Genomic DNA, 26,785 nt, shown 5'->3' with positions numbered 1-26,785 from the left:
AGGAGATGAGATGGAAAAAAAAGAAAAAAACACAAACACGTCCTTGTTTGATATGGATGCAAATCCCAGTTTAAAAAGGAGCTTGCCAATTGCCCTCCAACACTTATTGGCAATGATAGTAGGTAATACCCTTCCGGCAATCGTTCTTACAGGACAATTAGCAAATACAGAATTTGCCCTATCAAGCCAAGATGCAGTTTATTTGATTCAAGCTGGAATGTTTGTAGCCGCAATAGCAACACTTTTGCAATTATACCCAGTATTTAAAGTAGGAGCAAAACTTCCGGTAATTATGGGAGTTAGTTTTGCTTATATTCCAGTTTTGACATCAATAGGATTAAAATATGGAATAGGAGCAGTTTATGGAGCTCAATTAGTCGGTGGTCTTGTTGCCTTTGTGGTAGGAATGAATATAAAAAGAATTTATAAATATTTTCCACCAATGGTTTCAGGAACTGTAGTATTGACAATTGGACTTTCCCTTTATTCTGTTGCTTTAAATTATATGGCAGGAGGAAATGGAAATCCTAATCAAGGAGATTTGGTTTATTGGGGTGTAGCATTTTTAACTTTAGCAGTAACACTTTGCTGCAATATGTTTGGAAAAGGAATTATAAAACTTGCAGCAATTTTAATAGGAATTGGTGTAGGATATGTAGCATCAATATTTTTTGGAATAGTTCATTTTGATGGCGTAAAAGAAGCAGCTTGGCTAACCTTACCAAGAATAATGCCATTTAAATTAGAATTTCCAATCGATGCAGTTATTACAATGTCAGTAATGTTTGTTGTAAATTCAATTCAAGCAGTAGGAGATTTATCTTCAACAACAGCAGGAGGTCTTAATAGAGTTCCAACAGGAGATGAGCTTGAAGGAGGAATAAAAGCAAATGGATTAGCATCAGTTATTGGTGCATTGATAGGTGGAATGCCAACAGCAACCTACAGCCAAAACGTAGGAATAGTTTCACTTACAAAAGTTGTTGCAAGAAAAGTTTTTGCAATCACAGCAAGCCTTATTCTTGTTGCAGGATTTATTCCAAAATTTGGAGCTTTGATGCTATCAGTTCCACAGGCAGTAATTGGTGGAGCAACTATTACAGTTTTTGCACAAATTACAATGAGTGGAATGAAACTGATAATGTCAGATGAAATGAGTTCAAGAAATGTAACAATAGTAGGACTAGGAATAGCCCTTGGTATGGGAATTGTTCAATTAGGTGATCATGCTTTAGCACAATTTCCAGAATGGTTTAGAATGGTATTTACATCCTCACCAGTAGTTTTAGCAACTTTAGTAGTTTTCTTACTAAATATAATAATGCCAAAGAAAACTATAGCAGAAGAAGAAGCTGAAAGAAAGGCGATGGATGATAAATAAAAATAATTTTGATTTAAGAACAAAATTATTAATAAGGGGAGTTTTAAAATGACTCCCCTCCTTATGGAAAAATAAAAAATAAAAAAGAAGGAAAAATTATGGAAAAAGATAAAAAATTTACAGGTCTTTTTAGTTTTGAAGGAGACGTAACAACAAAAGAAGCGTTACCTTTAGCTTTTCAGCACGTAGTAGCCATGATTGCAAGTTGTATTACACCACCAATAATGCTTGCAGGAGCAAGTGGTCTTTCACCAAAAGATACAATGATTTTAATTCAAATAGCTTTAATAGGATCTGCACTTACAACTTTATTGATGATTTATCCAATTAAAATTATAGGGTCAAGACTTCCTATGATATTTGGGGTTTCATTTGCGTATGTACCTACAATGATTGGTCTTGCCAATCAATTTGGAGCCCGAGGCTCCGCAGAGGTTGTGGCAATAGTTTTGGGAGCGCAAATTGTTGGAGGAATTTGTTCAATACTTTTTGGACTAGGATTAAAATACATAATGCCACTTTTCCCACCACTAGTTTCAGGAACAGTAGTTTTAGTAATAGGACTTTCACTTTATCCTGTAGCAATGAATTATATGGGTGGAGCAGGAAGCGTAGAAGTTGCAGGCTGGGGAGCTTGGCAAAATTGGTTAGTCGGAGGAATAACTTTAATATTAGGACTTGGATTTACACATTTTGGAAAAGGAATGTTTAAACTTGCAAATGTATTATTTGCTATGATTATTGGATTCATAATATCAATGTTTTTTGGAATGGTAGATTTTTCTCCAGTAAAAGAAGCAGGTTGGATTTCAGTTGTAGAACCATTTCACTTTGGAATTTCTTTTGAGCCATCAGCAATAATTTCAATTACAATTATTTTTATAGTAACTGCAATAGAAGGAATAGGAGATATGACCTCTACAACCGTTGGTGGTATGGATAGGATTCCTACACCAAAAGAATTAAGAGGTGGAATTGTTGGATATGGTGCTGCAAACTTAGTTGGAGCGATTTTTGGATGTCTTCCAACAGCAACATTTTCACAAAATGCTGGAGTTGTTTCAATAAATAAGGTAGTAAATAAAAAAGTATTTACCCTAGCATCTTTGATAATTTTAGTATCAGGACTTGTTCCAAAATTATCATCAATTCTTACAACAATTCCTTATCCAGTTTTGGGAGGAGCAACACTTTCAATTTTTGCTGCTATAACAATGAACGGAATTAGAATGATCACAAGCCAACCTCTAAGTGCAAGAAATACTTCAATAGTTGGAGTTTCTGTAGCTTTAGGTGTAGGATTTACTACAGTTGCAGCAAGCGCACAAAATGCTGGCGTTATGTTTATGCCAGAAGAATTAGCAGTAGCAATCGGGTCATCACCAGTTGTACTTGCAGCAATTTCTGCAGTATTAATGAATTTAATTATTCCAGAAAAAGAAGAAGACAAGGCGAAAGAAGATTCACTTGCAAATCTTGAAATTAAAGAATTAGAAGAAGAGTAAAAAATAAAAGCTTAAAATCTTCAAAAAAATAGATTTTTTATTGAATTATTTAAAAAGAATTATTTTAAATAAATTTCAAATAAAATTCACTATTTTTTAGGAAAATAAAGATTTTAAGCTTTATTTTTTTTGCCAAATGAATAATAAATTAAAATTTTTAAAAAAATGAAAAAAATATGGGGGAAATTTGGAAAAAAATTTTTTAAAAAAAATCACTCAAAACCTTGAAAACGATTAGTCACTTGTGGTAATATATTATATACAATATACAATTACAAAGCTAAATGTAATTGATGTACATAAAAGGAAAATGCTTTAAAACATTTTAGGAGGTTAAAATGTACGTAGGAAAAAGTGTTAAAAGAGTTGACGCATATGATAAGGTAACAGGACGTGCAAAATATACAGAAGATTTAATAATAAATGGTGCTTATGTAGCAAAAATTTTGCACTCAACAATTGGTCATGGAAAGGTTATCTCAATTGATACAAAAAAAGCGGAAGAAGTTGAGGGAGTAGTTAAAATTATTACTTGTTTTGATGTTCCAAAACATTCATTCCCAACAGCAGGCCATCCTTGGTCAACTGATAAAAATCACCAAGACGTTGCTGATAGAAGATTATTAAATGAACATGTTAGATATTATGGTGACGATGTAGCTGTAGTTATTGCAGAAAATGAAGTTTCAGCAAGTCAAGCTTTAAAATTAATTGAAGTTGAATACGAAGAATATGATGTGGTTTTAGATCCGATTGAATCAATGAATAATGGATTAAGACCAATTCACGATGAATTTCCTGATAATATTTTGGGTCATACCAAAAATCACAGGGGAAATTATGACGAAGCGATAAAAGAAGAAGGACTTATTAAAGTTGAAGGTTGGTATGAAACTCCAATCGTTCAACATGCCCACATAGAAAATGGAATTGCTTGTGCTTATGAAGAACAAGGAAAAATTGTAGTTATTGCTTCAACTCAAATTCCTCACATTGTAAGACGTGTTTGCGGTCAAGCTTTGGGAATTGGCTGGGGAAAAATCAGAATTGTAAAACCATATATAGGCGGAGGTTTTGGTAACAAGCAAGATGCTTTGTACGAACCATTAGCAGCTTATCTTACAACTCAAGTTGGAGGTCATCCTGTAAAACTTGATACATCCAGAGAAGAAACTTTTGTTTCAACAAGAACCAGACACTCACAAAAACTTCATATAATTTCTTATGTAAGAGCTGACGGAACTTTTGCTGCAAGAAAATTAGAGTTATTTTCTAACAATGGTGCTTATGCATCTCACGGTCACTCTATAGCTGCCAAGGGAACAAATTGTTTCCACCAATTATATCCTTGTGATAACACACAAGCTGATGGATACACAGTTTATACAAACCTACCAACAGCAGGAGCTATGAGAGGATATGGTATTCCACAAACTATGTTTGCTTTTGAATCTCACCTTGATGATGTTGCAAAAGCTTTAGATATGGATCCATTAGAATTAAGAATGCAAAATATTATGCAAAAAGGTTTTATCGATGGATTTTCAAGAAATGAAAACTATTACGATTCTTTCAGAGAAGCAATTTCTGTTGGAAGAAAAGCTATTGATTATGATAAAAAGATAGAAGAATATAAAAATCAAACTGGAAATATAAGAAGAGGAATTGGACTTGCTGCATTTTGGTATAACACAGCAGTTTATCCAATTTCATTAGAATCTTCTTCTTGTAGGATGGTTTTAAACCAAGATGGTTCAGTTCAATTGCAACTTGGAGAAACTGAAATCGGCCAAGGTGGAGATACAGCATTTTCACAAATGGCAGCAGATGCTATCGGCGTAAAAATGGAAGATGTTCATATAGTTTCAACCCAAGATACGGATGTAACTCCATTTGGTTTAGGAGCCTACGCTTCAAGACAAACATTTGTATCAAGTTTTTCTATCACAAATACAGCTAGAGTATTTAAAGATAAAATATTAAATAGGGCAAGTAAAATTTTGGAATTTACTCCACACAATCTAGATCTTGTAGATAGTATGGTAATAAATAAAATAACTAAAAAACCATTATTATCTTTAGGAGAACTTGCAACAGAAGCCTTGTATGATACTCTTGATAGTGAACATATTTCTGCAGAAGAAACTTTTACAATAAGAAACAATGCTTTTTCATTTGGATGTACCTTTGCAGAAGTTGAAGTTGATATTTCTCTTGGAAAAGTTAAAATTTTAAGACTTGTAAATGTTCACGATTGTGGAAAACTTATAAATCCAAGACTTGCAGAAGCTCAAGTTCATGGAGGAATGAGTATGGCAGTAGGTTTTGGTCTTTCAGAAGAATTAAAATATAACGAAAAGGGAAAAATTTTAAATGATAACCTTCTTGATTATAAATTATCTACAACCATGGACCATCCACACTTTGAAGCATACTTTATAGAAAACCCTTCACCAGTTTCACCATATAATACAAAATCACTTGGTGAGCCACCAACATGTTCACCAGCTCCAGCATTAAGAAATGCAATTTTAAATGCAACGGGAGTACAAGTTAACAAATGTCCAATGACACCACACGTTTTGTTCCCACTTTTCAAAGAAGCTGGACTAATAGAAAATGACTATGAAAAAGACATGGAATATGATGCTTAAAGGAGAAAAATTATGTATGATGTAAAAAGAATTTATGAAGCCTATACAATTGATGAGGCTATAAAATTAAAAAAAGAACATCCTGAAGCAAGATATATAGCTGGTGGTTCTGATGTTTTGGTAAAAATCAGAGAAGGAAAAATGGCAGGCCTTGAGCTTATCTCACTTTATCTTATAGATGAGCTTAGGGGAGTAAGTATGGAAGAAGATGGAACAATTAGAGTAGGATCTTTAACCAGCTTTACCCATATTACAAATGATCCAATAATTCAAAAACACTTAAAAACTTTGGGAGAAGCAGTTGATACTGCGGGTGGCCCTCAACTTAGAAATATTGCTACAATTGGTGGAAATATTTGTAACGCAGCTCCATCAGCAGATTCTTGTACAACAGTTATGGCATATGATGCTATAATTGAATTAAAAGGAGAAAATGGATACAGGGATGTTCCAGTAAAAGATTTTTATATAAAATATGCAACAGTTGACATAAGAGAAACTGAAATTGTTACAGCAATAAAAATCAAAAAAGAATCCTATGAAAATCATTATGGACACTATTTTAAATATGCAATGAGAAATGCAATGGATATTGCAACATCAGCTGCATCAGCAAATGTAAAATTTGATGAAGATGGAAATGTAGAAGAAGTAAGGGTTGCATATGGAGTTGCAGCAGCTATTCCGGTTAGAGCCAATGAAGCTGAAAAATCTTTAGTAGGAAGAAAATTAACAGATAATAATATAAATGTTTTTGCAAAAAAAGCCCTTGATGAACTATCACCAAGAGATTCTTGGAGAGCATCAAAAGCCCTAAGAACACAAATACTTTATGAAATAACAACAAGATGTTTAAAAGAAATTAGAAAAGAACACGAGGAGGGATTAAATGCATAGCAGAGAATATGGACCATATGGCCCAAAACCAGAAGAAAAACTACATTACGAACCTCAATATAAGGTTATAAAATGTAGGATAAATGGAATAAGGGTTACAAAAATGGTTGATGTGAGAGCGTCACTTACAGATTTTTTAAGAAATGAATTTGCCCTAACAAGTGTAAAAAAAGGATGCGAAGTTGGAGAATGTGGAGCTTGTGCAGTTTTAATTGATGGAGAAAGTTTTAACTCCTGTATATATCTTGCAATTTGGGCAGAAGGAAAAGATATTTGGACAACTGAAGGACTAACTGCATCAGACGGATCACTTTCAATAATCCAACAAGCCTTTGTTGATGAGGCAGCAGTTCAATGTGGTTTTTGTACACCAGGTTTTATAGTTTCAGCAACAGAAATAATTGCAAGAGGAAAATATTATACAATTGATGAGCTTAGAAAAGAGCTTGCAAATCATATGTGTAGGTGTACAGGATATGAAAATATCTTGCTTGCAGTACAAAAAGCAAATAATATTGAAAATGGTTTTGAACAACTAGAAGAACATGTTGTAAATGAAATAAAAGAAGAAGACAAAAAAGATTATATGTAAAAGCGGGTGAAGGCGTGTCAATATTGATCAAAAACGGAACGGTAGTTCTAGATGAAAAAATAGAAAATTTTGATATTTATATAGAAGATGAAAAAATTAAAAAAATAGGGAAAAATTTAAACCTAAGTGCTGATAAAATAATTGATGCCAAGGATAAAATTGTTACGGCTGGTGGAGTAGACGTCCACACCCACATGTCCTTGGATTTGGGAAAATTTGTTGCTTGCGACGATTTTTATACGGGAACAGTAGCAGCAAGCCACGGAGCAACTACCACAATTTGCGATCATATTGGAGCTTTGGAAAAAGGAGCAAGCCTTCAAAAATTAATTGACCACTACCATGATATAGCAGATGGAAAAGCCGTAATAGATTATTCTTTCCACGGTGCCATGTATGAGGTCAATGATGAATTAATAGAAGAAATAGAAGATTTAATGGATGAGGGAATCCCATCCATTAAAATCTATTCAACCTATGCTGGAAAACTTGAAGATGATGAGATTTTAAGAGTTTTGAAAAAAGCAAAAGAAGTTGGAACAATAGTTTGTGTTCATTGTGAAAACGATGGGCTCATAAAAGAATTAAGAAAAGAGGCGATTGAAGCTGGTAATCTTTCCCCAAAATATCACGCCCTAACAAGACCTAATGAAAGCGAGGCAGAAACAATAAATAGACTTGCCTATCTTTCAAAAGTTGCAGGAGATCCAAAACTTTATATAGTTCATACATCAACCAAAGAAGGACTTGATGAAATAAAAGCGGCAAGGGCTAGGGGACTTAAAAATATTTATTGTGAAACTTGCACCCAATATCTAGTCTATGATGAAAGTAAATATATGGAAAATCCAAACGAGGAAGCTGTTAAATATATTTGTGCACCTCCCCTTAGAAAAAAAGCTGATATCGAGGCCTTGTGGGAAGGTATAAAAAATAAAGACGTCGATGTAATAGCAACTGACCATTGCCCATTTATCTATGAAAGTGAGAAAAAACCTTACGCTGATGATTTTACAAAAGCACCAGGAGGAATTCCTGGAGTTGAAGAGAGAATGGAAGTTGTTTTGACTGAAGGTTTAAAAAGAAATATAAAACTTGAAAGATTGACAGATCTTTTGTGTAAAAATCCAGCAGAAATTTTTGGATTTTCTGATAAAAAGGGAAGTTTAGAAGAAAACAAAGACGCAGACATAGGAATATTTTCCAAAAAATCTTATACAATAACAGAAGAAAACAGACATTCCAAATGTGATTACACAAGTTATGAAGGATACAAAACTAAAGTAAAAGTTGATACTGTTATTTCAAAAGGGAAAATTATTTTGGATGAAAATGGATACTATGCCGAGGAAGGTATGGGTAAGTTTATAAAAAGAAAATTAAGATAAGGAAATACAAATGACAAATAATGAAACGATTTTAATAGGAAAAGAAATACAAGGACAGGATCCATTTATTGTAAAAGTAAATGGGAAAACTTATAAGACATACGAAGATAAATCTTTGTTAAGATTTTTAAGAGATGATTTGAAATTATTTTCTGTTAAGGACGGTTGTAGCCAAGGAGCTTGTGGAACTTGTACAGTTATAGTTGGAAATATTCACAAAAAAGCTTGTATAGTTAGACTTTCAAAACTTAATGGAGAAGAAGTTATAACCAACGAAGGTCTATCTCAAAAAGAAAAAGATGCCTTTACATATGCCTTCACCAAGGCGGGAGCTGTTCAATGTGGATTTTGTATTCCTGGAATGGTTATGAGCGGAGCAAGTTTAATAAGAACAAATCCAGACCCAACAGAAAAAGAAATTAGAGAAGCTATCAAAGGAAATATTTGTAGATGTACAGGCTACAAAAAAATCGTTGATGGAATAATTTTAGCTGGAAAAATTTTAAGAGGCGAAGAAGAAATAAAGAATGAAGAAAGTGAATCCTTTGTTGGAGCTAGAGCCGACAGAATTGATGCTAAAGAAAAAATTCTTGGAACAGGAACTTATGCAGATGATATAGAACTTCCAAATATGGCCTATGGTTCTTGTGTAAGAAGCAAATTCCCAAGAGCAAGACTTTTAAGCCTTGATACAAGCGAAGCGGAAAAACTTGATGGAGTTGTTGGAGTTCTTACAGCAAAAGATTTACCAGTTCAAAAAGTTGGACACATCCAAAGAGATTGGCCAGTATTTATTGACGTTGGACAAACTACAGCCTCTCTTGCAGATGCTTTTTGCTTTGTGGTTGCTGAAGATGAAAAAACTTTGGAAAAGGCAAAAAAGCTTGTAAAAGTTGAACTTGAAGAATTAGAACCAGTAAGCTCAATCAAAGAAGCAATGGCAGAAGATGCCCCACAAGTTCACGAAGGCGTTGACAATCTTTGCCAACAAAGACACGTTACTCGTGGAGATGCAAAAAAAGCTTTGGAAAATTCAAAATATACAGCAACTTTTACCTACAAAACTCCTCTAGGAGAACACGCATATCTTGAACCAGAATGTTGTGTGGCAGAACCATACAAAGACGGAGTAAGAGTTTATTCATCCGACCAATCAGTTTATGATACAAGAAGAGAATTATCAATAATGTTTGATTGGGAAGATACTCCAGAAAGAATTGTTGTAGAAAATCCATTTGTCGGTGGAGGTTTTGGTGGAAAAGAAGATATGAGTGTTCAACCACCAGCAGCCCTTGCAGCTTATCTTTTCAAAAGACCTGTAAAACATAAATTTACAAGAGATGAATCATTAAGATGGCATCCAAAACGCCACCCAATGGAAGGAACTTTTACAATCGGTTGTGATGAAAATGGAATTTTCCAAGGAATGGAATGTGAAATTTATTTTGATACAGGAGCTTATGCTTCACTTTGTGGACCAGTTTTGGAAAGAGCTTGTACTCACTCAGTAGGTCCTTATAATTATCAAAATACAGACATAAGAGGATATGGATATTATACAAATAATCCCCCAGCAGGAGCCTTCAGAGGTTTTGGAGTTTGCCAATCAAATTTTGCAATGGAATCAAATATAAATGTTTTGGCAGAAAAAGTTGGAATTTCTCCATGGGAAATAAGATATAGAAATGCAATCAAACCAGGCGAAGTTCTTCCAAACGGACAAATCGCTGACAGATCAACCGCTCTTGTTGAATGTCTTGATGCTGTAAAAGATATTTATGAAAAAAATAAAGATCATGCAGGAATTGCAGTTGCTATGAAAAACGCAGGAGTTGGTGTTGGTCTAAAAGATATCGGTAGGGTAAAAATTGTTGTTGATAAAGATATGATAAAAGTATTTTCTGGAGCAACTTGTATAGGTCAAGGTGTTGGTACAATTATTTTACAAATGATTGGAAAGGCAACAGGACTTCCATATCACAAAATAAAAATTATGCCACCAAATACTTTGACAAGTCCAGATTCTGGAACAACATCAGGTTCAAGACATACTCTTATAACTGGTGAGGCTGCAAAAAAATGTGCAGAACAACTTGCCAAAGATTTAGAAAACCATAGCCTTGAAGAGCTTGATAAAAAAGAATATTTTTATGAATATGATGACCCAACAGATCCACTAGGATCAGATAAACCAAATCCAAAATCACACATTGCCTACGGCTTTGCAGCTCACGTTGCAATTTTAGATGATGATGGAAAAGTTACAGATGTTTATGCTGCTCACGATTCTGGAAAAGTTGTAAACCCTACAACAATTGAAGGACAAATCGAAGGTGGAGTTATAATGAGTCTTGGTTATGCTTTGACAGAAGATTTGAAGGTTCAAAATTCTGTTTTAAAAGCAAAATATGGAACAATGGGCTTGTGGAAAGCACCAGATGCTCCAAATATTCATCCAATTTTAATTGAAAAAGATGAATTATTAGACCTTGCCTATGGGGCAAAAGGAATTGGAGAAATTGCAACAATTCCAACAGCACCAGCAGTTCAAGGGGCATATTATGCAAAAGACCACGACCTAAGATTGGAACTTCCATTAAGAGATACAGCTTATGCTAAAAAGAAAAAGAAAATTATAAAAAAATAGGAGAATAAGGATTGTGAATTTTGCAGTACCAGAGTGTCGACAAAATATAGATTTAAGCAATATTTTATTTTAAAATAAAATAAAGCTAGAACCCATCTCGACCGAGCAAAGCGAGTGGAGAGATCTCATAAGATTTCTCTCTACAATCTAAGATTGATTTGGATAATAACTAAAAATCAAGTTAGCTTAGCTAGTTGAATGCGATAAGTTTATATTTTGTAAAAAATCTGGGACTGTGTCTTTCACAGTCCTTAATTTTTATTATTATGGAAAAAAATTTAGATGAGATTTTAAAAATTAAAAAAAATGATGTGATTTCTATAACAGGATCTGGTGGCAAGACTTCTCTTATGTTTTATCTTGCAAATATTTTAAAGAAAAAGGGTTCGGTTTTAATCACTACTTCTACAAAAATAAAAGTCCCAGAAAAAGACCAGGTTGATGAACTTTTTTTATCTTTTGATTCTTATGAAAAAAAAGATTTTAAAAATAAAATTGTAGGAATTGGTCAAAAACTTGATGGGGTTAATAAATTAAAGTCAATTGGAGAAGATAAGATAAAAATTATCGCAAAAGACTTTGATTATATTATAATAGAAGCAGATGGATGTAGAAATCTTCCCCTAAAATTTTGGAAGCAATATGAGCCATTTATTTATGATTTTACAAAAAAAGTCATTGGAATTTTTTCTATTAAAGTTTATGGCAAAGAAATTTCTTCTGATTTTATTTATAATTTTGATGAATTTAGGTCAAATATTAAAAATGATTTTGTTGATGAAGAAGTTTTTGAAAAACTTATAAAATCTGGAATGTTTAAGAATTTTCGTGGGGAAAAATTTGTTTTCTTTAACCAAGTAGATAGCCTTTTTGAGAAAAATCAGGCAAAAGGGGTAATAAGATACTTAAGAGAGAAAATAAATTTGAATTATTTTTACGGATCAATTTTAAAGGAGAAATATTATGAAAATTAGTGCAATTATTATGGCGTCAGGTCTTTCTAGGAGAATGGGAGAAAATAAGCTTTTACTTGATTTTAAGGGTGATAAACTTTATGAATGGACTTTTGATTTGGTAGAAGAAATTGATTTTGATGATGTTATCCTTGTTTCATCTTATGATGAAATTCTTGATGATGCTAAAAAAAGAGGATTTAAGGCGATTTTCAATGACAACAACGAGGTTGGAAAATCTGCATCAATTAAGCTTGGAGTTTTAAATTGTGATAAGGATTCTGCTATGATGTTTTTTGTAGCTGATCAACCTTTATTAAAAGTTGAAACTGTAAATAAATTAATTGAAAAATATAAGGAAAATCAATTGATTACCTATCCAAGAACTGAAAAAAGAAGAGGAGCTCCTGTAATTTTCTCACCAGAATACAGGGAAGGGCTTTTGTCTTTAGATTTTGACCAAGGTGGAATGATTTTGGTTAAGGATGACAATAAAAATGAAGTTAAAATCGATGATGTGAAAGAACTTTGGGATATTGATACTTACAAAAATTTGGAGGAATTAGAAGATGCCTCTAAATAATATAGTTGTTTTTAGGGGCGGCGGTGACGTTGCTACTGGATCTATCCAAAAATTATTTAGGACTGGATTTAAGGTTTTGGTTTTGGAGATGGAAAAACCTCTTTGTATAAGAAGGTATGTTTCAGCTGCCCAAGCAATTTTTGATGGTGAGGTTAAAATTGAAGATTTTACAGCTAGAAAAGTAGAAAATCTTGATCAAATTAAAAAAGCCTGGGATGAAAATGTAGTTCCAGTTTATGTCGATCCAAAGGCTGAAATTTTAGAAGAAATAAAACCAATGGCAGTGGTTGATGGAACTCTTGCCAAAAAAAATATTGGAACAAATAAAAATATGGCTGATATTACAATAGCTCTTGGACCAGGATATGAGGCTGGTGTTGATGTTGATTATGTAATTGAAACAAACAGGGGACACGATCTTGGTAGGTTAATTTTTGAAGGTTTTGCAGAAAAAAATACGGGAATTCCTGGAAATATTAAAGGCTTTACAAGTGAAAGAATTTTAAGAGCAGTAGATGAGGGAGAAATCCAAGTTATAGAAGATATTGGATCAGTTGTAAAAAAAGACCAAGTTGTGGCTTTAGTAAATGGAAAAGAAATAAAATCAAAACTTGATGGAATGGTTAGGGGGATGATTGGAGATGGGTCTTTTGTTACAAAGGATTTAAAAATCGGAGATGTTGACCCAAGAGTTATTCCCAAAAATGCAAAAACTATTTCTGATAAGGCAAGACTTATTGGAGGGGGATGCCTTGAGGCTATTCTTATAGGAAAAAGGAGAATTGAAAATGGACATACAAATTCTTAAAGATATTGTAGAAAAACTTGATGGAGGAGAAAATGTTGCCTTGGTAATTCTTACAGAAACCAAAGGCTCTGCTCCAGGCAAGGACAATTCTTCTATGGCAGTTTTTGAAAATGGAGAAATTTCTGGAACAATTGGCGGCGGTCCTATAGAATTTGACCTTATAAAACAAGCAAAAAAAGCCCTAGAAGAAGATGAGGAAAGATCTTTTGATTATACTTTAAATGAAAAGCAAGAGGTGAAAATGTCTTGTGGAGGAAGAAACAAGGGTTATATCAAAATTTTTAGGGCAAATCCCAGTTTGATTATTTTTGGGGCAGGCCATGTTGGACAAAAGCTTGCAAGAGTTGCTGTAAATACAAATTTTGACGTGACTGTAGTTGACCAAAGAGAAGATTTCAAAGATAAAAAAGATTTGGCAAATATAAGAGAATTTGTAGTTTCAAATCCAAAAGATTTTGCTTCAAACCATAAATTTAATAAAAATACCTATATTTTAATTTGTACACCAGATTATGACGAGGAAGTTTTGGAAAATGTAATCGACAAAGATTACAAATTCCTTGGTATGATTGGTTCAAAAAGAAAGGTAAAAAGAGTTTTTGATAATTTGAAAGAAAAGGGGATAAAAGAAGACCTAATAAAAAAAGTTCATGCCCCAGTAGGCTATGATATTGATGATGGAAGTGTCGAAGAAATTGCAATTTCAATTCTATCCTTGATGATTTCAATTAAAAACAATAAAGTAATAGAAAATTAAAAACATTCACAAACCATTAATTATTTTATTGGTTTGTGATTTTTTTGAAAAATTTTACAGGAGAGTTTATGCTGAAAAAAATAAAAGTAGAAGATGCAGTGGGTCATGTGCTTTTTCATGATTTAACTGGAATAAAAGCTGATGGCTTTAAGGGGGTTCTTTTTAAAAGAGGCCATGTAATCCAAAAAGAAGATATAGAAAAATTAAAAGATATTGGCAAGGAAAATCTCTTTGTCGGTGAACTTGATCCGGGATTTGTTCACGAAGAAGATGCAATAAGGGAAGTTTCTGATGATTTGATTGGAGAAAATATTTCCTATTCAAATCCATCAGAAGGAAAAATTGGCTTTAAAAGTAAGACCTATGGACTTTTTCTTATAAACAGAAAGGGACTTTTTGACCTAAATATGGAAGGGGATTATACCTTTGCAACAATTCCTTCTTATTCAATTGTAAACGAGGGAGATAATTTGGTTGGAGGTAGGATTGTGCCTCTTTTTACCGAAGAAAATCAGGTTAAGAATATTAAAAAAATTGCCAAAAAATATGAGCCGATTTTTCAAGTGAAAAAATTTCAAAAATTAAAAGTTGGTGTAATTATTACTGGAAATGAAGTTTTTACAGGAAGAATAAAGGATATGTTTGAACCTGTAATTAGGGAAAAATTATCCCACTTTGACCACGAATTACTTGGAATTGAAAAATGTCCGGATGACAGGGAATATATAGAAAAAGTTTGTAGAAAATATCTTGAAGAAGACGCTGACCTTGTTGTATTTTCTGGTGGAATGAGTGTAGATCCTGACGATATTACTCCATTAACCATAAAGGATTTATCCGATAAATTTATTATCCAAGGCATGCCAGTCCAACCTGGAAATATGCTTACAGTTGGCATGAAGGGAAAAACTTATTTGGTAGGAGTTCCTGGAGCAAGTATGCATGCAAAATTTACAAGTTTTGATATGTTTTTGCCAAGAATTTTTGCAAAAATCGACCTTAAAAAAGAAGATTTTATTGAACTTGGAGAGGGAGGACTTTTAAACAGGAAATGATAAAAATTTCGAAAGAAGATTTAGAAGAAATAATAAAAATTAGACACGATATCCACATGCATCCAGAAGTTTCAGAAAATGAATTTAGGACAACAAAAATAATAAGGGACTTTCTGGAAAAAATTGACGGGATAGAAATTATAGATTTTCCAATAAAAACGGGCCTAATTGCAAGGCTTAAGACTGGGAAAAAGGGAGAAGTTATTGGTCTTAGGGCAGATATCGATGCTCTTTTACAAAAAGAAGAAACTGAAATTTCCTACAAATCAAAAAACGACAAGGTAATGCATGCTTGTGGCCACGATTATCATACCTCAGTCGTCCTTGCTATAGCCAAACTTTTATCAAAAAATAAGGAAAAATTAAAGGGCGATGTGGTTTTTATTTTCCAAAAATCAGAGGAAATAACTACAGGAGCCAAGGAATATTTGGACAAGGGTCTTTTTGAAAAGGTAAAAATTGACAAGATTTTGGGCCTTCACAATTGGCCAGAAATTGACTATGGCAAGGTAATTTTAAAAAAAGGTTCTCTTATGAGCACAAAGGTTAATTTCAAAATTGAAATTATAGGAAAAGGCCAACACGGTTCCATGCCACATTTAAATATTGATCCAATTGTCTGTGCTTCAAATATAGTTATGGCCCTTCAAACAATTATTTCAAGAAACACAAATCCATTTGATTCCACAGTTTTGTCAGTAAATTCCATAAATGGAGGTTCAGAAAATAATTTAGTTGTAGATAGGACCCATCTATCTGCAACGATCAGATCACTTTCAGAAAAATCACTGGAAAAGTCTGTAAAAAGAATGGAAGAAATTGTAAAAAATATAGCCTGTGCCTATGAGTGTAAGTATGAAATAAAATACACAGAAAAAATTCCCCTTCTATATAATCCAGAAGAAATGTACGAAAAAGTTTTTAAATCAGCAAAAGAAATTTTGGGAGAAGAAAATATAATAAAAGAAGGCCAAACCATGGCAAGTGAAGACTTTGCCTTTTATATGGAAAAAGTCCCAGGATTTTTCTATTGGTTTGGAAGTGGAGAAGAAAATCGCAAAAAAGAAGCCCTCCACAGCAAGAATTTCTACTGTTCAGATTTGGCGATAAAGCCAGCTGTAGAAGTAATGGCAAATGCAGTTTTGGATTTACAAAAATAGGAGAGGTCATGTTAAAAAATAAAAAATACTACAATCTAGTAAAAAAACAATTAGAAAAAGATAAAATTTTAGAAAATTTTGAAAAAATAAACGGGAAAATTACAAATGTAATGGAAATAGATGTGATAAGTCTTCCAAAAAATTTAAAGCTTGACCAAAAAGAAGACCATGAAAATGGAATATATGCCTTTGGGGCAAGTTTTTTAAATAGAGAATATGAAGTAGGTATCCTTCTTGATATAAAAGATTTAAACCCCCTATCCCCATTTTGGCTAGAAAAAGAAAAGAAAAATATAAATAAGGAAGATTTGAAATTTTTCCTAGAAAGCCTAGGAGAAAACATAGAAGAAGGAAAAACAAATTTTCCGATTTTTGTCTTCTACAACAATAAAAACAAATTATCCATAAGCCCTCAAGCTATAGATCCTTTGGATATACTAAAAAAATAATAAAAGTACAATCTCAATACAAAGATAATTAGATTATTTAAAATTGATAACTATAATATATAAAAAAGGAGTAAATTATGGGAAAATTAGTAGATGAATTATTAGACTTTATTGATAAGTCGCCATGTTCATATTTCACAATAGAAAATGCAAAGAAATTACTAAAAGAAAATTCTTTTGTAGAAAATAATTTGGCAGAAGATTTGAAACTTGAAGCTGGATCAAATGGATTTGTAGTAAACAATGATTCTGCAATAATTGCATATAGGATAGCAGAGAAAAAAGATGAAGATACATTTTTTAAAATAGTAGGTTCTCACTCTGATTCACCTGGTTTTAGGATAAAAACAAATCCTATAATGAAAAATGAAAATATAATAAAACTTAATACCGAAGTTTATGGTGGTCCAATTATTTATACATGGTTTGACAGACCCTTAAGCCTTGCAGGAAGAGTAAGTACAAAAAGTGAAAATCCATTAAAACCACAAGTTCAACTCTTAAATATTGACAGAGATTTGTTAATAATACCAAGTCTTGCAATTCACATGAATAGGGAAACAAATAAGGGTTTTGAATTTAATCCACAAATCCATACTCTTCCTATAATGATGATTGATAATAATGAAAAAATGGATAGTGATGCTCTTTTAAAAGTGATAGCAGAAGAATTAAATATCAATCCATCAGATATAATCGACTATGACCTTTATTTATATGACAGACAAAAGGGAAGTAAACTTGGAGTAAATAATGAATTTATTTCAGTGGGTAGACAAGATAATTTAACCATGGCTTTTACAAGTCTTAAGGCTTTGGTTGATACAAAACCAAAATCTGGAATAAATATAGCAATAATAACTGACAACGAAGAAGTAGGATCTAGGACAATTCAAGGAGCCGATTCACCCTTTATAGTAAACACCCTAGAAAGAATTTCCCTAGCACTTGGATTTAATAGGGAAAAATTCCTAGAAATGCAAGAAAGATCCTTCATGCTTTCAGCAGACTTGGCCCATGCAGTCCATCCAAACTTTACAGAAAAAGCAGACCCAACCAATAGACCAAAAATGGGAGAAGGAATTGTAATAAAATATGCAGCAAATAAATCCTATACATCAGACGGATACTCAGCTGCAGTTGTAAAAAGTTTATGCGAAAATAAAAAAATCAAATATCAAGAATTTTTCAATAGATCAGATAAAAGCGGCGGCTCAACCATAGGACCTATCACATCAAGCCACCTAAATGTAAGGGCTTGTGATGTAGGAAGTCCAATTCTTTCAATGCATTCAATAAGAGAGCTTGGAAGTGTAGAAGATGTAGACAACGCCTATGATTTATTTTCAGCAATGTATGAAAGATAATTTTAAAGGTCATCTTGCAAAATAGTAAACTGACCCCCAAAAGTTAGTTTTTATTTCTAACTTTTGAAGGTCAGTTTAATTTCCTTATCTTTTTTATTTCGGGACTTTTGCAACTTATTTTTTATCTCTAACTCCTTTAAAAATAATATATCTGTAACAAATTTATTAGATAAGAATAATTATTTTATTATTAGTTTTAGAGTGAATAGCTCTTATTTTTTTGCTCTTTTATCCAAAAAATATCTAAACTCCTTGTAGACTAAAGATAAAATATAAGCACCAGTTAACATATATAAATTAAAAGAAATAGATTTAAATCCCTTAAAATCATTTACATCCATATCCAAAGCTACTAATACCATAGACAAAATCATTATTAAAATAATAGTAAAAATTACCGTAATTAAAAATTGTCTTTTATATTTTTTTGATTTATATAAGTCAAAATGATCAGAAAAAAGCAAGGTAACAAAAATAAAAACCAAATCACCAATCAAAAGAAGTCCCCCGCTCATATTTGTAGCCAAAAAACTTCCCCCCATAGCTAAATACAAAACAAATAAAATTAAAACCCTAAAAAGATTAGGTTTAAAAATTTTAATCAATTTTTTTATCATAAAATCCTCCTAAAATAAATAAAAATTTTAATTGTATTTTTCGATTTCTTCTCTGAGTAAATTAGTATATTCCTCACAGATATCATCAAAAGCAACTAGTTGATCTACGGAAAATTTTCTTAATAATCTTTTTCTTGATTTTAATATATTTATATTATCAAATTTTTTGTGGTTAATTACAATTTTATCACCATCTGAGCTTGTAAATAAATGGAATATCTTACCATTTTCTTTGGAGTTTTTTCTATATACTAAATCTTGTTTCATTAATTTTCTTACAGTTTGAGAAATGGCAGAAGTTGTTCTCTTCCAATTTTTTGCAAGTTCTGTAACTGTTATTCCCGGACAATCATGAATTTGCGTTAATATGTGAACTTCTATCATAGTTAATTCAGGCCCAACTTCATAACTTCTTCTCGTATTAAAATAATTGGAAAATTCTAAAATAAAGTCATACATGGGGTCTAAAAGTTTAGATAACTCATCATATTTTTTGTTAGCAATATCATCATCGTCTTCTAGTGAAGCCCAATTTCCAATAATTTCATTTTCATATATATTTTTTTTCATAATACACCTCATTATAATAGTACTACATAATTTAATATTGAGCAATCCTTCATAGTTAAAACCTTTAACTATAATTTACAATCTAATTAAACAAAATATAAAAAAATTTCAAATTTATATTGACACAAACGATTTCTTAGATTATACTATAAATAGATTAAGTACTTAACTATTAATACTATAATTTTAAAAGGGGTGTATTATGAGTGAAAATGTAAAAAAACTTAACCTGTGGAATATAGTTGGTTTAGGTTTAGGTGGAGCGATAGGTACAGGTATATTTGTACTTTTAGGTTTTGGTATTCAATATACTGGTAGATCTATACTTCCTGTAGTAATGATAGGTTGTTTTTTCATGTTACTTGCATACTGGTATAACTTAGTAATGCCTTCTATTTTTATACTAGAAGGTGGGGACTATAGTATGAAAGCTATGTTATTTAATCCTACCTTTTCGGGTGTAGCAGCTTTCATTACAGTTATAAATGGATTTGCCATGTCTAGTTATGCAATAGCAATAACAGATTATTTGGGTGTTCTTTGGCCTCAGGTTAAAAATTATTATAGATTGGTTTCTTTTATAATTATTATCGTTTTCTTTCTATCAACTTTAGGTGGATCTAGATTTATAACAATTCTTGAAAATGGAGTAACTATAGTTTTAGTAGCATCATTAGTAATGTTTATATTATTTGGTGTACCTGAAGTTAATTTTTCTCAATTTTTTGATCCTAATTATGATGGTGGATTTTTTAGAGGAGGATTTAGTGGATTTATAAGTGCGATTGCTGTAATGGGCTGGGCTTGTCAAGGTACTACTATGGCTCCGGTTTCAATGGCTGCTGTAACAAAAAATCCAAAAAGAAACATTACATTGGGTATAATAATAATTACATTTATATTATCATTAGTTTATGGACTTATGGCGTATGTTGCAGGTGGAGTTTTACCATTTGACAAAATAGCTGGACAAAATTTAAGTGTAACTGCTGAAGTTATACTACCAAGAGGTTTATTTTTATTTTTTGTAGTTGGTGGAGGTATTGGAGCAATTGCTTCTTCATTATTAGGAGGTTTAGCAATGGTTAGATACCCATTAATACATATAGCAGAAGATGGATGGCTTCCAGAAATATTTAAGAAAAAAACCAAAAAAGGATATCCAGTATATGTTTACGCGGTATTCTATATAATTTCTCTTATTCCTATTTTAACAGGAATGGCATTAGATGCAGCTGTTTCATTAGTTATGATTCCATCAATGCTAATGAACATTTATATGAACTTGGGTTGTTTAACAATTCCAAAAAAATATCCAGAACAATGGGCCAATAGAAGCATAAAAATGAATAAAGTTTTTTATGATATATGTTGTGTACTCGGATCAATTTGTGCAGGAATAGTTGCATTTAATCTATTTAAAGATTTAAAACAACAAGATGCTATTATAGCAACGATAATGTTAGTTACTATATTTTTCTTGTCATGGCTTAGATTAAAACAAGGAGCTGTTAGCAAGGAACATTTAGAAAAAAATAAAAAAGAAATTGTAAGAAAAGCATTAGAAGCTGAAAAAACATTAGGAGGAAATTATGAAGTTTAAATTTGACGAAATGCTTGAAAGACATGGTAAAGATGCTATTGCTGTTGATGGGCTGGGAACTGTTCCTGGTATGAGTCCTGATAAACCAAAGGATGGTTTTGATGCTATTCCTATGTGGGTTGCTGATATGAATTTTGCTACTGCTCCATCTATTCAAGATGCTATTATAGAAAGGGTAAAACATCCTGCTTTTGGATATTTTGCTCCGACTGATGAATATTTTAATGCTATAATTAACTGGCACAAAGATAGAAAAAATGTAAATGATATTAAACCTTGCCATATTGGTTACGAAAATGGTGTTCTTGGTGGGGTGATTTCTGCTCTTAATGTATTTTGTTCAAAAGGGGACAAGGTATTAGTTCATTCTCCAACTTATATTGGTTTTACTATGTCACTTGTAAATAATGGTTATAATATTATTCACTCTGAATTAATCAAAGATAAAAACGGAAATTGGGTTATGGATTATGAAGATATGGAAAGAAAAATTGTCGATGAGAAAATTTCTGCAACAATTATGTGCAACCCTCACAATCCAACTGGAAGAGTTTGGACTAAAGAAGAGCTTAAAAAAGCTGTAGATATTTTTGAAAAACACAATGTAAAAATAGTTTCTGATGAAATTTGGTCAGATATTTTGCTAAACGGAAGCGTGCAAACTCCTACTCAACAAGTAAGTGAATATGCTCACGAAAATACAGTAGCCTTATATGCTCCAAGTAAAACTTTTAACCTTGCAGGTCTTGTTGGAAGCTATCATATAATCTACAACGAATATTTAAGAAATAGAATTATAAAAGAATCATCTCTTCCACACTACAATGATATGAATGTTTTATCAATGCACGCTTTAATAGGTGCTTACAGTAAAACTGGAAATGAGTGGACAGATGAATTAAAAGAAGTTATTTCTAAAAATGTAAATTATGCTTATGATTTTATAAAGGATAATTTTAAAGGAGTAAGTTTATCAAAACCAGAGGGAACTTATATGCTCTTTCTAGATTTCGAAGAATATTGTAAGGAAAAGAATGTTGATGTTGGAGAAATACTAAAAAAAGGCTGGGACGTTGGAGTAGCTTATCAAGATGGAAGACCTTTTAATGGAAAATATTCTATAAGAATGAATTTGGCACTTCCTTTTGAAAAAGTGAAAGAAGCCCTAGATAGGTTAAAAAAATATGTAATATTATAAAAAATTAATGATTACGATATAAAATTTCACCCAAACGGTTTTCTTGGAAAATTTTTATGATTTTTCAAGAAGACCGTTTTTATTTTATTTTAAAAATAAAATTGGGTAAAATCATTATATAGATTGGAGGAAAATATGGCGATTTTTGATAGGAAAAATGAAAAAGGATTTGAACAAATTGTTGATTATTATGAATTAAAAGATTTAAAAAAAGAGGATTTAGACCTTATTTTTAATAATTCATCTATGTTTGCTAGTGGTGGAATTAATGGATTATTTGCACAAAATTGGCTTATGATTAAACAGCTTGACAGGCTTAATAAAAATATAGAAAAATTATTGGAAAAAGATTTGTAAATATTTTCTAAAATCTCCTAGGTGGGTATTTATTTACTAAGTGGAGGAGAAAAATGAGATTTGTAGATATAATTGAAAAAAAGAAAAATAAAAAAGAATTAAGTGATGAGGAGATAAAATTTTGGATTGATGGGGTGACGGATGAATCAATTCCAGATTACCAAATATCAGCCCTTCTTATGGCTATAGTTTTAAATGGAATGAATGATCACGAAACTGCAAAACTTGCTGAGTGTATGATGAAAAGCGGCGATGTCTTGGATTTATCTGATATTGATGGAATAAAGGCTGACAAACATTCCACAGGTGGAGTTGGTGATAAAACCTCTCTTGCTCTTGGTCCGATTATTTCAGCTTGTGGCTTAAAACTTGCAAAAATGAGCGGACGTGGTTTGGGACACACTGGTGGAACGCTCGATAAATTAGAATCAATTGAAGGCTTTAATGTATTTTTAAAAGAAGAAGAATTTAAAAAACAAGTGAGCGATATAGGTTTTGCCATAATAGGTCAAACTGGTGAATTGGTTCCAGCCGACAAAAAATTATATGCCCTAAGAGATGTGACAGCAACTGTCGATTCAATTCCTCTTATTGCCTCATCTATAATGAGCAAAAAATTAGCCTCTGGCTCTGATACGATTTTACTTGATGTAAAATATGGCGAGGGTGCCTTTATGCACACAATCGAAGATGCCAAAAAACTTGCAAGGGCCATGATAAATATTGGGAAAAAACTTGGCAAAGATACAAGAGCCATGATTACAGATATGAACCAACCTTTGGGAAATACAATTGGAAATGCTCTTGAAGTAAAAGAGGCTATTGAAACTGTAAAAGGAAATGGTCCAAAAGATTTTACCGAATTGGTTTTAACAGCTGGAGAGATTATGCTTATTCAAGGAAAAGTTGCCAAAAATAAAAATGAGGCAAGAAAAATGCTTGAAGATGCAATAAATTCTGGCAAGGCCTTTGAAAAGTTAAAGAAAATGGTCGAATACCAAGGTGGAAATGTAGGGCAAATTGAAGATCCAAGTCTTCTTCCACAAGCTAAATTTAAAACAGAGATGAAATCAAAAAATGAAGGTTATATTGACCATATTCATTCAATGAATCTTGGAATTTTGTCAATGAAACTTGGAGGAGGACGCGAGAGAAAAGAAGATAAGATAAATTATGCAGTTGGCCTTGAAATGAAAGTAAAAAAAGGCGACATGGTAGAAAAGGGCGATACCCTTGCAATAGTTTATCACGACGAAAAACTCACCGACGAATGGATAGAAAGTTTTTACCAAACTTTTACCTATTCAAAAGAAAAAACAAATCCAATTCCAGTTGTAGAAGAAGTTTTGGAATAATTAATAAAATAAAAAATCTTAGTACAAACTAGGATTCAGATTGTTGACAAACTAAATTTTCACCCATTTCGAGCGAACGTAGTGAGTCGAGAAATCTCAAGAGATCTCTCCATGCGTTCGTTTCACTCACACTAAAACACGTTTGTTTTGCAAACTTCTTCGTGATTTCGCACTAAGTTTTAGGGATAATTGTGCCAAATCAAGGCACAATTATCTAGTCGAGATGGGCTGTATCGTATTTTTATTTTTAAATTAATAATTGATTACTAAACTGACTTTGTCAACAGTATGATCCTAGCAAAAAGCTAGGATTTTTAAATTTATTTTTCTTTCATAAATTTAAAAATATAAATTGCGACAAGGCTTGTTGTTATAAATAAAATAATAGCTCCAATAAATACAACATAATTAGAATTTTGAAAGCTTGATGTTGGTCTTTGTTTTTCTATTATTCCAATCAAAGAAAATAAAAATCCAATAATAAGTCCTGGATTTTTGTTTTCTTTAAATACAAATAAAACCATAGCACTTGCAAGTATTAATAAAACAAGACTTATAATTATTGCAAAAGTTGAATAAGGGTCTTTTTTATTTTCGAAAAGAACCATCATTATATTTGTAAAAACAAAAAAAATAATCCAGCCTGCGTGAATTCCTGTAGGAAGAGTAATAAGGTACTTGTATTTTTTAGAAAAATCCTTATTTTGGTCTATAGTTTTTACAAGATTTATCAAAATCAAAGCATAAGCCATTGCTCCTATAAGAGCTGGCATAAGATAATTATTGTTTACCATAACTATATGAATTCCGTTTGCCATATTCCAAAAAATAAAAAGTGGCATCAATTTTTCATAATATATTTCTTCATTTGTCATAGAAAGCTTTTTTATAAATGGCAAAAGCAAAAATAAAAGAGAAAAAATATAAATAAAAATCCAAATATAAAAAGTAGAAAGATCAGGGACAAGTGGATTTTCATACATTTCTAAAACATCCTTATATTTGTGTAAGAAAAATACCCCAATATAAGCCATATAAGAAAAAATCAATGTCAAAATGAACATTATTAATCCGATTAAATAATTTTTATTTTTTAATTTCTTTTTCATAAGTCCTCCTAAAAATCTCAATAGATATTTACCCATTTTCTAAAATAATTGGGTTTTAATTTTTATTTTCCAAAATTTTCAAAAAGTTTCAGAAAAATTTATCAAAATATTCCTTTATTTCACTAATTTGATATTGACAAAGAAATGTTGTATGTAGTATAATACAGAAAACGTTATCTTAATTGTCGACAAATGATAGGTTTTGACTAAAAGCGATATATTCTCATAATTTGGTTGAGAGTTTCTACCACTTACCGTAAATAAGTAGCTATGGCTTTTAAAGGTTGATAGTTAATCTTAAAATAACTATAACTATTAAAATTAGAAAAAAATTATGAAGGAGGATCCTTATGGACTCAAAAACAAATGGTTTTCTAAATAGGTTTTTTCATCTTGATGAAAATAATACTAATGTAAAAACTGAAATTATCGCTGGAATCACAACTTTTATCACTATTGCATATGTGTTGATAATTAACCCTCAAGTTCTATCAACTCCATTTGAAATTATGGGAGATAGCCAAATGGCTCAAAAAATTTCAAACGGTGTATTTATAGGAACTTGTCTCGGTGCCTTTATTGGTACAATTTTAGTTGCTTTTTATGCAAAACTTCCTTTTGCCCAAGCTCCCGGCATGGGCCTAAGTGCATTTTTTGCTTATACCACTATGCTTGGAATGGGATATTCTTATTCTCAAGCTCTTGTAATCGTTTTTATTTCAGGAATATTATTTATTGTAATAACAGCCCTTGGAATAAGGGAGGCAATAATTCGTGCAATTCCTGATTCTATAAAACTTGCAATGACGCCTGGAATTGGTTTGTTTATTACCATAATTGGTTTGAAAAACGCAGGACTTGTTGTAGGAAACGAGGCGACTTTGGTTGCTCTTGTTGATTTTGCAAAATGGAGAGGTCCTGATGCAAATGTAGAACTTGTTATGGGAGCACTTCTTTCACTTATAGGACTTTCCCTTATAGCAATTTTAACCCACAAAAAAGTAAAAGGGGCTATTTTAATTTCAATTTTGGCCTCAACACTTTTGGGAATACCAATGGGCTTAACCCATGTTTCAAATTTAAGTTTAAATTTAAGTTCACAAGTTAATGACTTTTTTGAAGTTTCATTTTTTAACCTAGATTTTGCAGGACTTTTTGCAGGAGAAAATCTGTGGTCATCAATCTTTACAGTGACCATGCTTGTTTTAAGTTTCTCCCTTGTAAATATGTTTGACTCTCTCGGAACCTTGCTTGCAGCAGCAAAACAATCCGGTCTTGTTGATGAAAATGGTGAAGTAATTAATTTGAAAAAGGCCCTAATGAGTGATGCTATTTCTACAGCTGCCGGCGCTTTGGTTGGAACAAGTACAGTTACAACAGTAGTAGAATCATCAGCAGGAATTGCAGAAGGCGGAAGAACAGGACTTACAAGTTTAACAACAGCAATATTATTTTTACTTTCAATAATATTTGTGCCAGTAATTTCAATAATACCAGCTCAAGCAACAGCACCAGCCCTAATTTTTGTAGGAGTATTGATGCTTTCTGGAGTAAAAGATATAGATTTTGAAGACGTGTCAAACGCCCTACCAGCATTTTGTACAATAGTTTTTATGCCATTTACATATTCAATAGCAAATGGTATTGCCCTAGGTTTAATCACCTATTGTGTGGTAAAATTTTTCACAGGACAAAAAGATCAAATCAAACCACTTACCCTTATCATTGCCCTAACTTTTGTCTTTAGGTATGCCTTTATAACTTTAGGATAGGTGGAAAT

The 26,785-nt window shown here is 32.0% G+C and carries 23 protein-coding genes and 1 riboswitch; of the genes, 20 read left to right on the top strand and 3 right to left on the bottom strand.

All coding sequences use genetic code 11. The features are described from left to right. Positions 1-10: 10 nt before the first annotated feature. From BN3265_RS07985 to BN3265_RS07915, 15 genes are all read left to right on the top strand, one after another. Positions 11-1,381: a uracil-xanthine permease family protein gene (locus BN3265_RS07985; protein WP_058991048.1), complete on the top strand. Its 1,371-nt coding sequence runs from the start codon at positions 11-13 to the stop codon at positions 1,379-1,381. 98 nt (positions 1,382-1,479) lie between these two features. Further along, positions 1,480-2,886, top strand: coding sequence for a uracil-xanthine permease family protein (locus tag BN3265_RS07980; RefSeq protein ID WP_058991047.1), 1,407 nt, complete (start codon positions 1,480-1,482; stop codon positions 2,884-2,886). A gap of 338 nt (positions 2,887-3,224) precedes the next feature. Next, positions 3,225-5,540, top strand: a complete 2,316-nt coding sequence (gene xdhA / locus BN3265_RS07975) for a xanthine dehydrogenase subunit XdhA (RefSeq protein ID WP_058991046.1) — start codon at positions 3,225-3,227, stop codon at positions 5,538-5,540. Positions 5,541-5,552: 12 nt separating this feature from the next. Continuing rightward, on the top strand, positions 5,553-6,437 hold the full coding sequence (gene xdhB, locus BN3265_RS07970; RefSeq protein WP_058991045.1) for a xanthine dehydrogenase subunit XdhB: 885 nt from the start codon (positions 5,553-5,555) through the stop codon (positions 6,435-6,437). Next, a complete protein-coding gene (gene xdhC, locus BN3265_RS07965) occupies positions 6,430-7,029 on the top strand; it encodes a xanthine dehydrogenase subunit XdhC (protein ID WP_058991044.1) in 600 nt (199 codons plus the stop codon). The genes xdhB and xdhC overlap by 8 nt, the downstream gene beginning before the upstream one ends. 14 nt (positions 7,030-7,043) lie before the next feature. Next, entirely contained in the window at positions 7,044-8,417 is a 1,374-nt protein-coding gene (gene hydA, locus BN3265_RS07960; RefSeq protein WP_058991043.1) for a dihydropyrimidinase, read from the top strand. Between the two features lie 10 nt (positions 8,418-8,427). Next, complete coding sequence (xdh, locus tag BN3265_RS07955; protein ID WP_209436023.1) at positions 8,428-11,064, top strand: selenium-dependent xanthine dehydrogenase; 2,637 nt, start codon at positions 8,428-8,430, stop codon at positions 11,062-11,064. Between the two features lie 266 nt (positions 11,065-11,330). Beyond that, on the top strand, positions 11,331-12,038 hold the full coding sequence (yqeC, locus tag BN3265_RS07950; protein WP_148363012.1) for a selenium cofactor biosynthesis protein YqeC: 708 nt from the start codon (positions 11,331-11,333) through the stop codon (positions 12,036-12,038). Continuing rightward, complete coding sequence (locus BN3265_RS07945) at positions 12,028-12,600, top strand: nucleotidyltransferase family protein (protein ID WP_058991042.1); 573 nt, start codon at positions 12,028-12,030, stop codon at positions 12,598-12,600. The genes yqeC and BN3265_RS07945 overlap by 11 nt, the downstream gene beginning before the upstream one ends. Next, entirely contained in the window at positions 12,587-13,408 is an 822-nt protein-coding gene (yqeB, locus tag BN3265_RS07940) for a selenium-dependent molybdenum cofactor biosynthesis protein YqeB (protein WP_058991041.1), read from the top strand. Before BN3265_RS07945 ends, yqeB begins: the two co-directional genes overlap by 14 nt. After that, positions 13,389-14,165: an XdhC family protein gene (locus BN3265_RS07935; RefSeq protein ID WP_058991040.1), complete on the top strand. Its 777-nt coding sequence runs from the start codon at positions 13,389-13,391 to the stop codon at positions 14,163-14,165. Before yqeB ends, BN3265_RS07935 begins: the two co-directional genes overlap by 20 nt. 68 nt (positions 14,166-14,233) lie before the next feature. Beyond that, positions 14,234-15,220 carry a molybdopterin-binding protein gene (locus BN3265_RS07930; RefSeq protein ID WP_082664118.1) on the top strand — a complete coding sequence of 329 codons (987 nt, stop codon included), beginning with the start codon at positions 14,234-14,236 and terminating at the stop codon, positions 15,218-15,220. Continuing rightward, a complete protein-coding gene (locus BN3265_RS07925; protein ID WP_058991039.1) occupies positions 15,217-16,380 on the top strand; it encodes a M20 metallopeptidase family protein in 1,164 nt (387 codons plus the stop codon). The genes BN3265_RS07930 and BN3265_RS07925 overlap by 4 nt, the downstream gene beginning before the upstream one ends. Before the next feature lie 8 nt (positions 16,381-16,388). Next, complete coding sequence (locus BN3265_RS07920; protein ID WP_058991038.1) at positions 16,389-16,829, top strand: hypothetical protein; 441 nt, start codon at positions 16,389-16,391, stop codon at positions 16,827-16,829. 77 nt (positions 16,830-16,906) lie between these two features. Beyond that, positions 16,907-18,196, top strand: a complete 1,290-nt coding sequence (locus BN3265_RS07915; protein WP_058991037.1) for a M18 family aminopeptidase — start codon at positions 16,907-16,909, stop codon at positions 18,194-18,196. A gap of 212 nt (positions 18,197-18,408) precedes the next feature. Here BN3265_RS07915 and BN3265_RS07910 read toward each other — a convergent pair whose 3' ends face one another. Both BN3265_RS07910 and BN3265_RS07905 read right to left on the bottom strand, forming a co-directional pair. Then, positions 18,409-18,813: a hypothetical protein gene (locus tag BN3265_RS07910; protein WP_058991036.1), complete on the bottom strand. Its 405-nt coding sequence runs from the start codon at positions 18,811-18,813 to the stop codon at positions 18,409-18,411. Between the two features lie 27 nt (positions 18,814-18,840). Further along, complete coding sequence (locus BN3265_RS07905; protein ID WP_058991035.1) at positions 18,841-19,383, bottom strand: MarR family transcriptional regulator; 543 nt, start codon at positions 19,381-19,383, stop codon at positions 18,841-18,843. 202 nt (positions 19,384-19,585) lie between these two features. Between BN3265_RS07905 and BN3265_RS07900 the strand changes: the two genes are divergently transcribed. The 4 genes from BN3265_RS07900 (at position 19,586) to BN3265_RS07885 (ending at position 23,896) form a co-directional block, all read left to right on the top strand. Beyond that, positions 19,586-20,986: an APC family permease gene (locus BN3265_RS07900; protein WP_058991034.1), complete on the top strand. Its 1,401-nt coding sequence runs from the start codon at positions 19,586-19,588 to the stop codon at positions 20,984-20,986. Beyond that, positions 20,976-22,184 carry a MalY/PatB family protein gene (locus BN3265_RS07895; RefSeq protein ID WP_058991033.1) on the top strand — a complete coding sequence of 403 codons (1,209 nt, stop codon included), beginning with the start codon at positions 20,976-20,978 and terminating at the stop codon, positions 22,182-22,184. The genes BN3265_RS07900 and BN3265_RS07895 overlap by 11 nt, the downstream gene beginning before the upstream one ends. 135 nt (positions 22,185-22,319) lie before the next feature. Next, positions 22,320-22,541 (top strand): hypothetical protein, encoded by a 222-nt coding sequence (locus BN3265_RS07890; protein ID WP_058991032.1) that lies wholly within the window; start codon positions 22,320-22,322, stop codon positions 22,539-22,541. 53 nt (positions 22,542-22,594) lie between these two features. After that, positions 22,595-23,896, top strand: coding sequence for a pyrimidine-nucleoside phosphorylase (locus BN3265_RS07885; protein WP_058991031.1), 1,302 nt, complete (start codon positions 22,595-22,597; stop codon positions 23,894-23,896). A gap of 320 nt (positions 23,897-24,216) precedes the next feature. Here the strand turns inward: BN3265_RS07885 and BN3265_RS07880 are convergent, their stop codons facing one another. Next, positions 24,217-25,005, bottom strand: a complete 789-nt coding sequence (locus BN3265_RS07880) for a hypothetical protein (protein WP_058991030.1) — start codon at positions 25,003-25,005, stop codon at positions 24,217-24,219. 193 nt (positions 25,006-25,198) lie between these two features. Further along, positions 25,199-25,296, top strand: a riboswitch (purine riboswitch). 59 nt (positions 25,297-25,355) lie between these two features. Between BN3265_RS07880 and BN3265_RS07875 the strand changes: the two genes are divergently transcribed. Continuing rightward, the gene (locus BN3265_RS07875) at positions 25,356-26,777 is read left to right on the top strand and encodes an NCS2 family permease (protein WP_058991029.1); all 1,422 of its coding nucleotides are present in this window, start codon (positions 25,356-25,358) and stop codon (positions 26,775-26,777) included. Positions 26,778-26,785: the final 8 nt, after the last annotated feature.

Origin of the sequence: Anaerococcus rubeinfantis (assembly GCF_001487145.1) — a bacterium.
Taxonomy (GTDB): Bacteria; Bacillota; Clostridia; order Tissierellales; family Peptoniphilaceae; genus Anaerococcus; species Anaerococcus rubeinfantis.
This window is presented reverse-complemented; position numbering and strand designations above follow the sequence as displayed.

Coding starts and splice junctions, on each gene's coding strand:
- BN3265_RS07985 (WP_058991048.1), top strand. CDS start 11: ATGGAAAAAAAAGAAAAAAACACAAACACGTCCTTGTTTGATATGGAT.
- BN3265_RS07980 (WP_058991047.1), top strand. CDS start 1,480: ATGGAAAAAGATAAAAAATTTACAGGTCTTTTTAGTTTTGAAGGAGAC.
- xdhA (WP_058991046.1), top strand. CDS start 3,225: ATGTACGTAGGAAAAAGTGTTAAAAGAGTTGACGCATATGATAAGGTA.
- xdhB (WP_058991045.1), top strand. CDS start 5,553: ATGTATGATGTAAAAAGAATTTATGAAGCCTATACAATTGATGAGGCT.
- xdhC (WP_058991044.1), top strand. CDS start 6,430: ATGCATAGCAGAGAATATGGACCATATGGCCCAAAACCAGAAGAAAAA.
- xdh (WP_209436023.1), top strand. CDS start 8,428: ATGACAAATAATGAAACGATTTTAATAGGAAAAGAAATACAAGGACAG.
- yqeC (WP_148363012.1), top strand. CDS start 11,331: ATGGAAAAAAATTTAGATGAGATTTTAAAAATTAAAAAAAATGATGTG.
- BN3265_RS07945 (WP_058991042.1), top strand. CDS start 12,028: ATGAAAATTAGTGCAATTATTATGGCGTCAGGTCTTTCTAGGAGAATG.
- yqeB (WP_058991041.1), top strand. CDS start 12,587: ATGCCTCTAAATAATATAGTTGTTTTTAGGGGCGGCGGTGACGTTGCT.
- BN3265_RS07935 (WP_058991040.1), top strand. CDS start 13,389: ATGGACATACAAATTCTTAAAGATATTGTAGAAAAACTTGATGGAGGA.
- BN3265_RS07930 (WP_082664118.1), top strand. CDS start 14,234: ATGCTGAAAAAAATAAAAGTAGAAGATGCAGTGGGTCATGTGCTTTTT.
- BN3265_RS07925 (WP_058991039.1), top strand. CDS start 15,217: ATGATAAAAATTTCGAAAGAAGATTTAGAAGAAATAATAAAAATTAGA.
- BN3265_RS07920 (WP_058991038.1), top strand. CDS start 16,389: ATGTTAAAAAATAAAAAATACTACAATCTAGTAAAAAAACAATTAGAA.
- BN3265_RS07915 (WP_058991037.1), top strand. CDS start 16,907: ATGGGAAAATTAGTAGATGAATTATTAGACTTTATTGATAAGTCGCCA.
- BN3265_RS07910 (WP_058991036.1), bottom strand. CDS start 18,813: ATGATAAAAAAATTGATTAAAATTTTTAAACCTAATCTTTTTAGGGTT.
- BN3265_RS07905 (WP_058991035.1), bottom strand. CDS start 19,383: ATGAAAAAAAATATATATGAAAATGAAATTATTGGAAATTGGGCTTCA.
- BN3265_RS07900 (WP_058991034.1), top strand. CDS start 19,586: ATGAGTGAAAATGTAAAAAAACTTAACCTGTGGAATATAGTTGGTTTA.
- BN3265_RS07895 (WP_058991033.1), top strand. CDS start 20,976: ATGAAGTTTAAATTTGACGAAATGCTTGAAAGACATGGTAAAGATGCT.
- BN3265_RS07890 (WP_058991032.1), top strand. CDS start 22,320: ATGGCGATTTTTGATAGGAAAAATGAAAAAGGATTTGAACAAATTGTT.
- BN3265_RS07885 (WP_058991031.1), top strand. CDS start 22,595: ATGAGATTTGTAGATATAATTGAAAAAAAGAAAAATAAAAAAGAATTA.
- BN3265_RS07880 (WP_058991030.1), bottom strand. CDS start 25,005: ATGAAAAAGAAATTAAAAAATAAAAATTATTTAATCGGATTAATAATG.
- BN3265_RS07875 (WP_058991029.1), top strand. CDS start 25,356: ATGGACTCAAAAACAAATGGTTTTCTAAATAGGTTTTTTCATCTTGAT.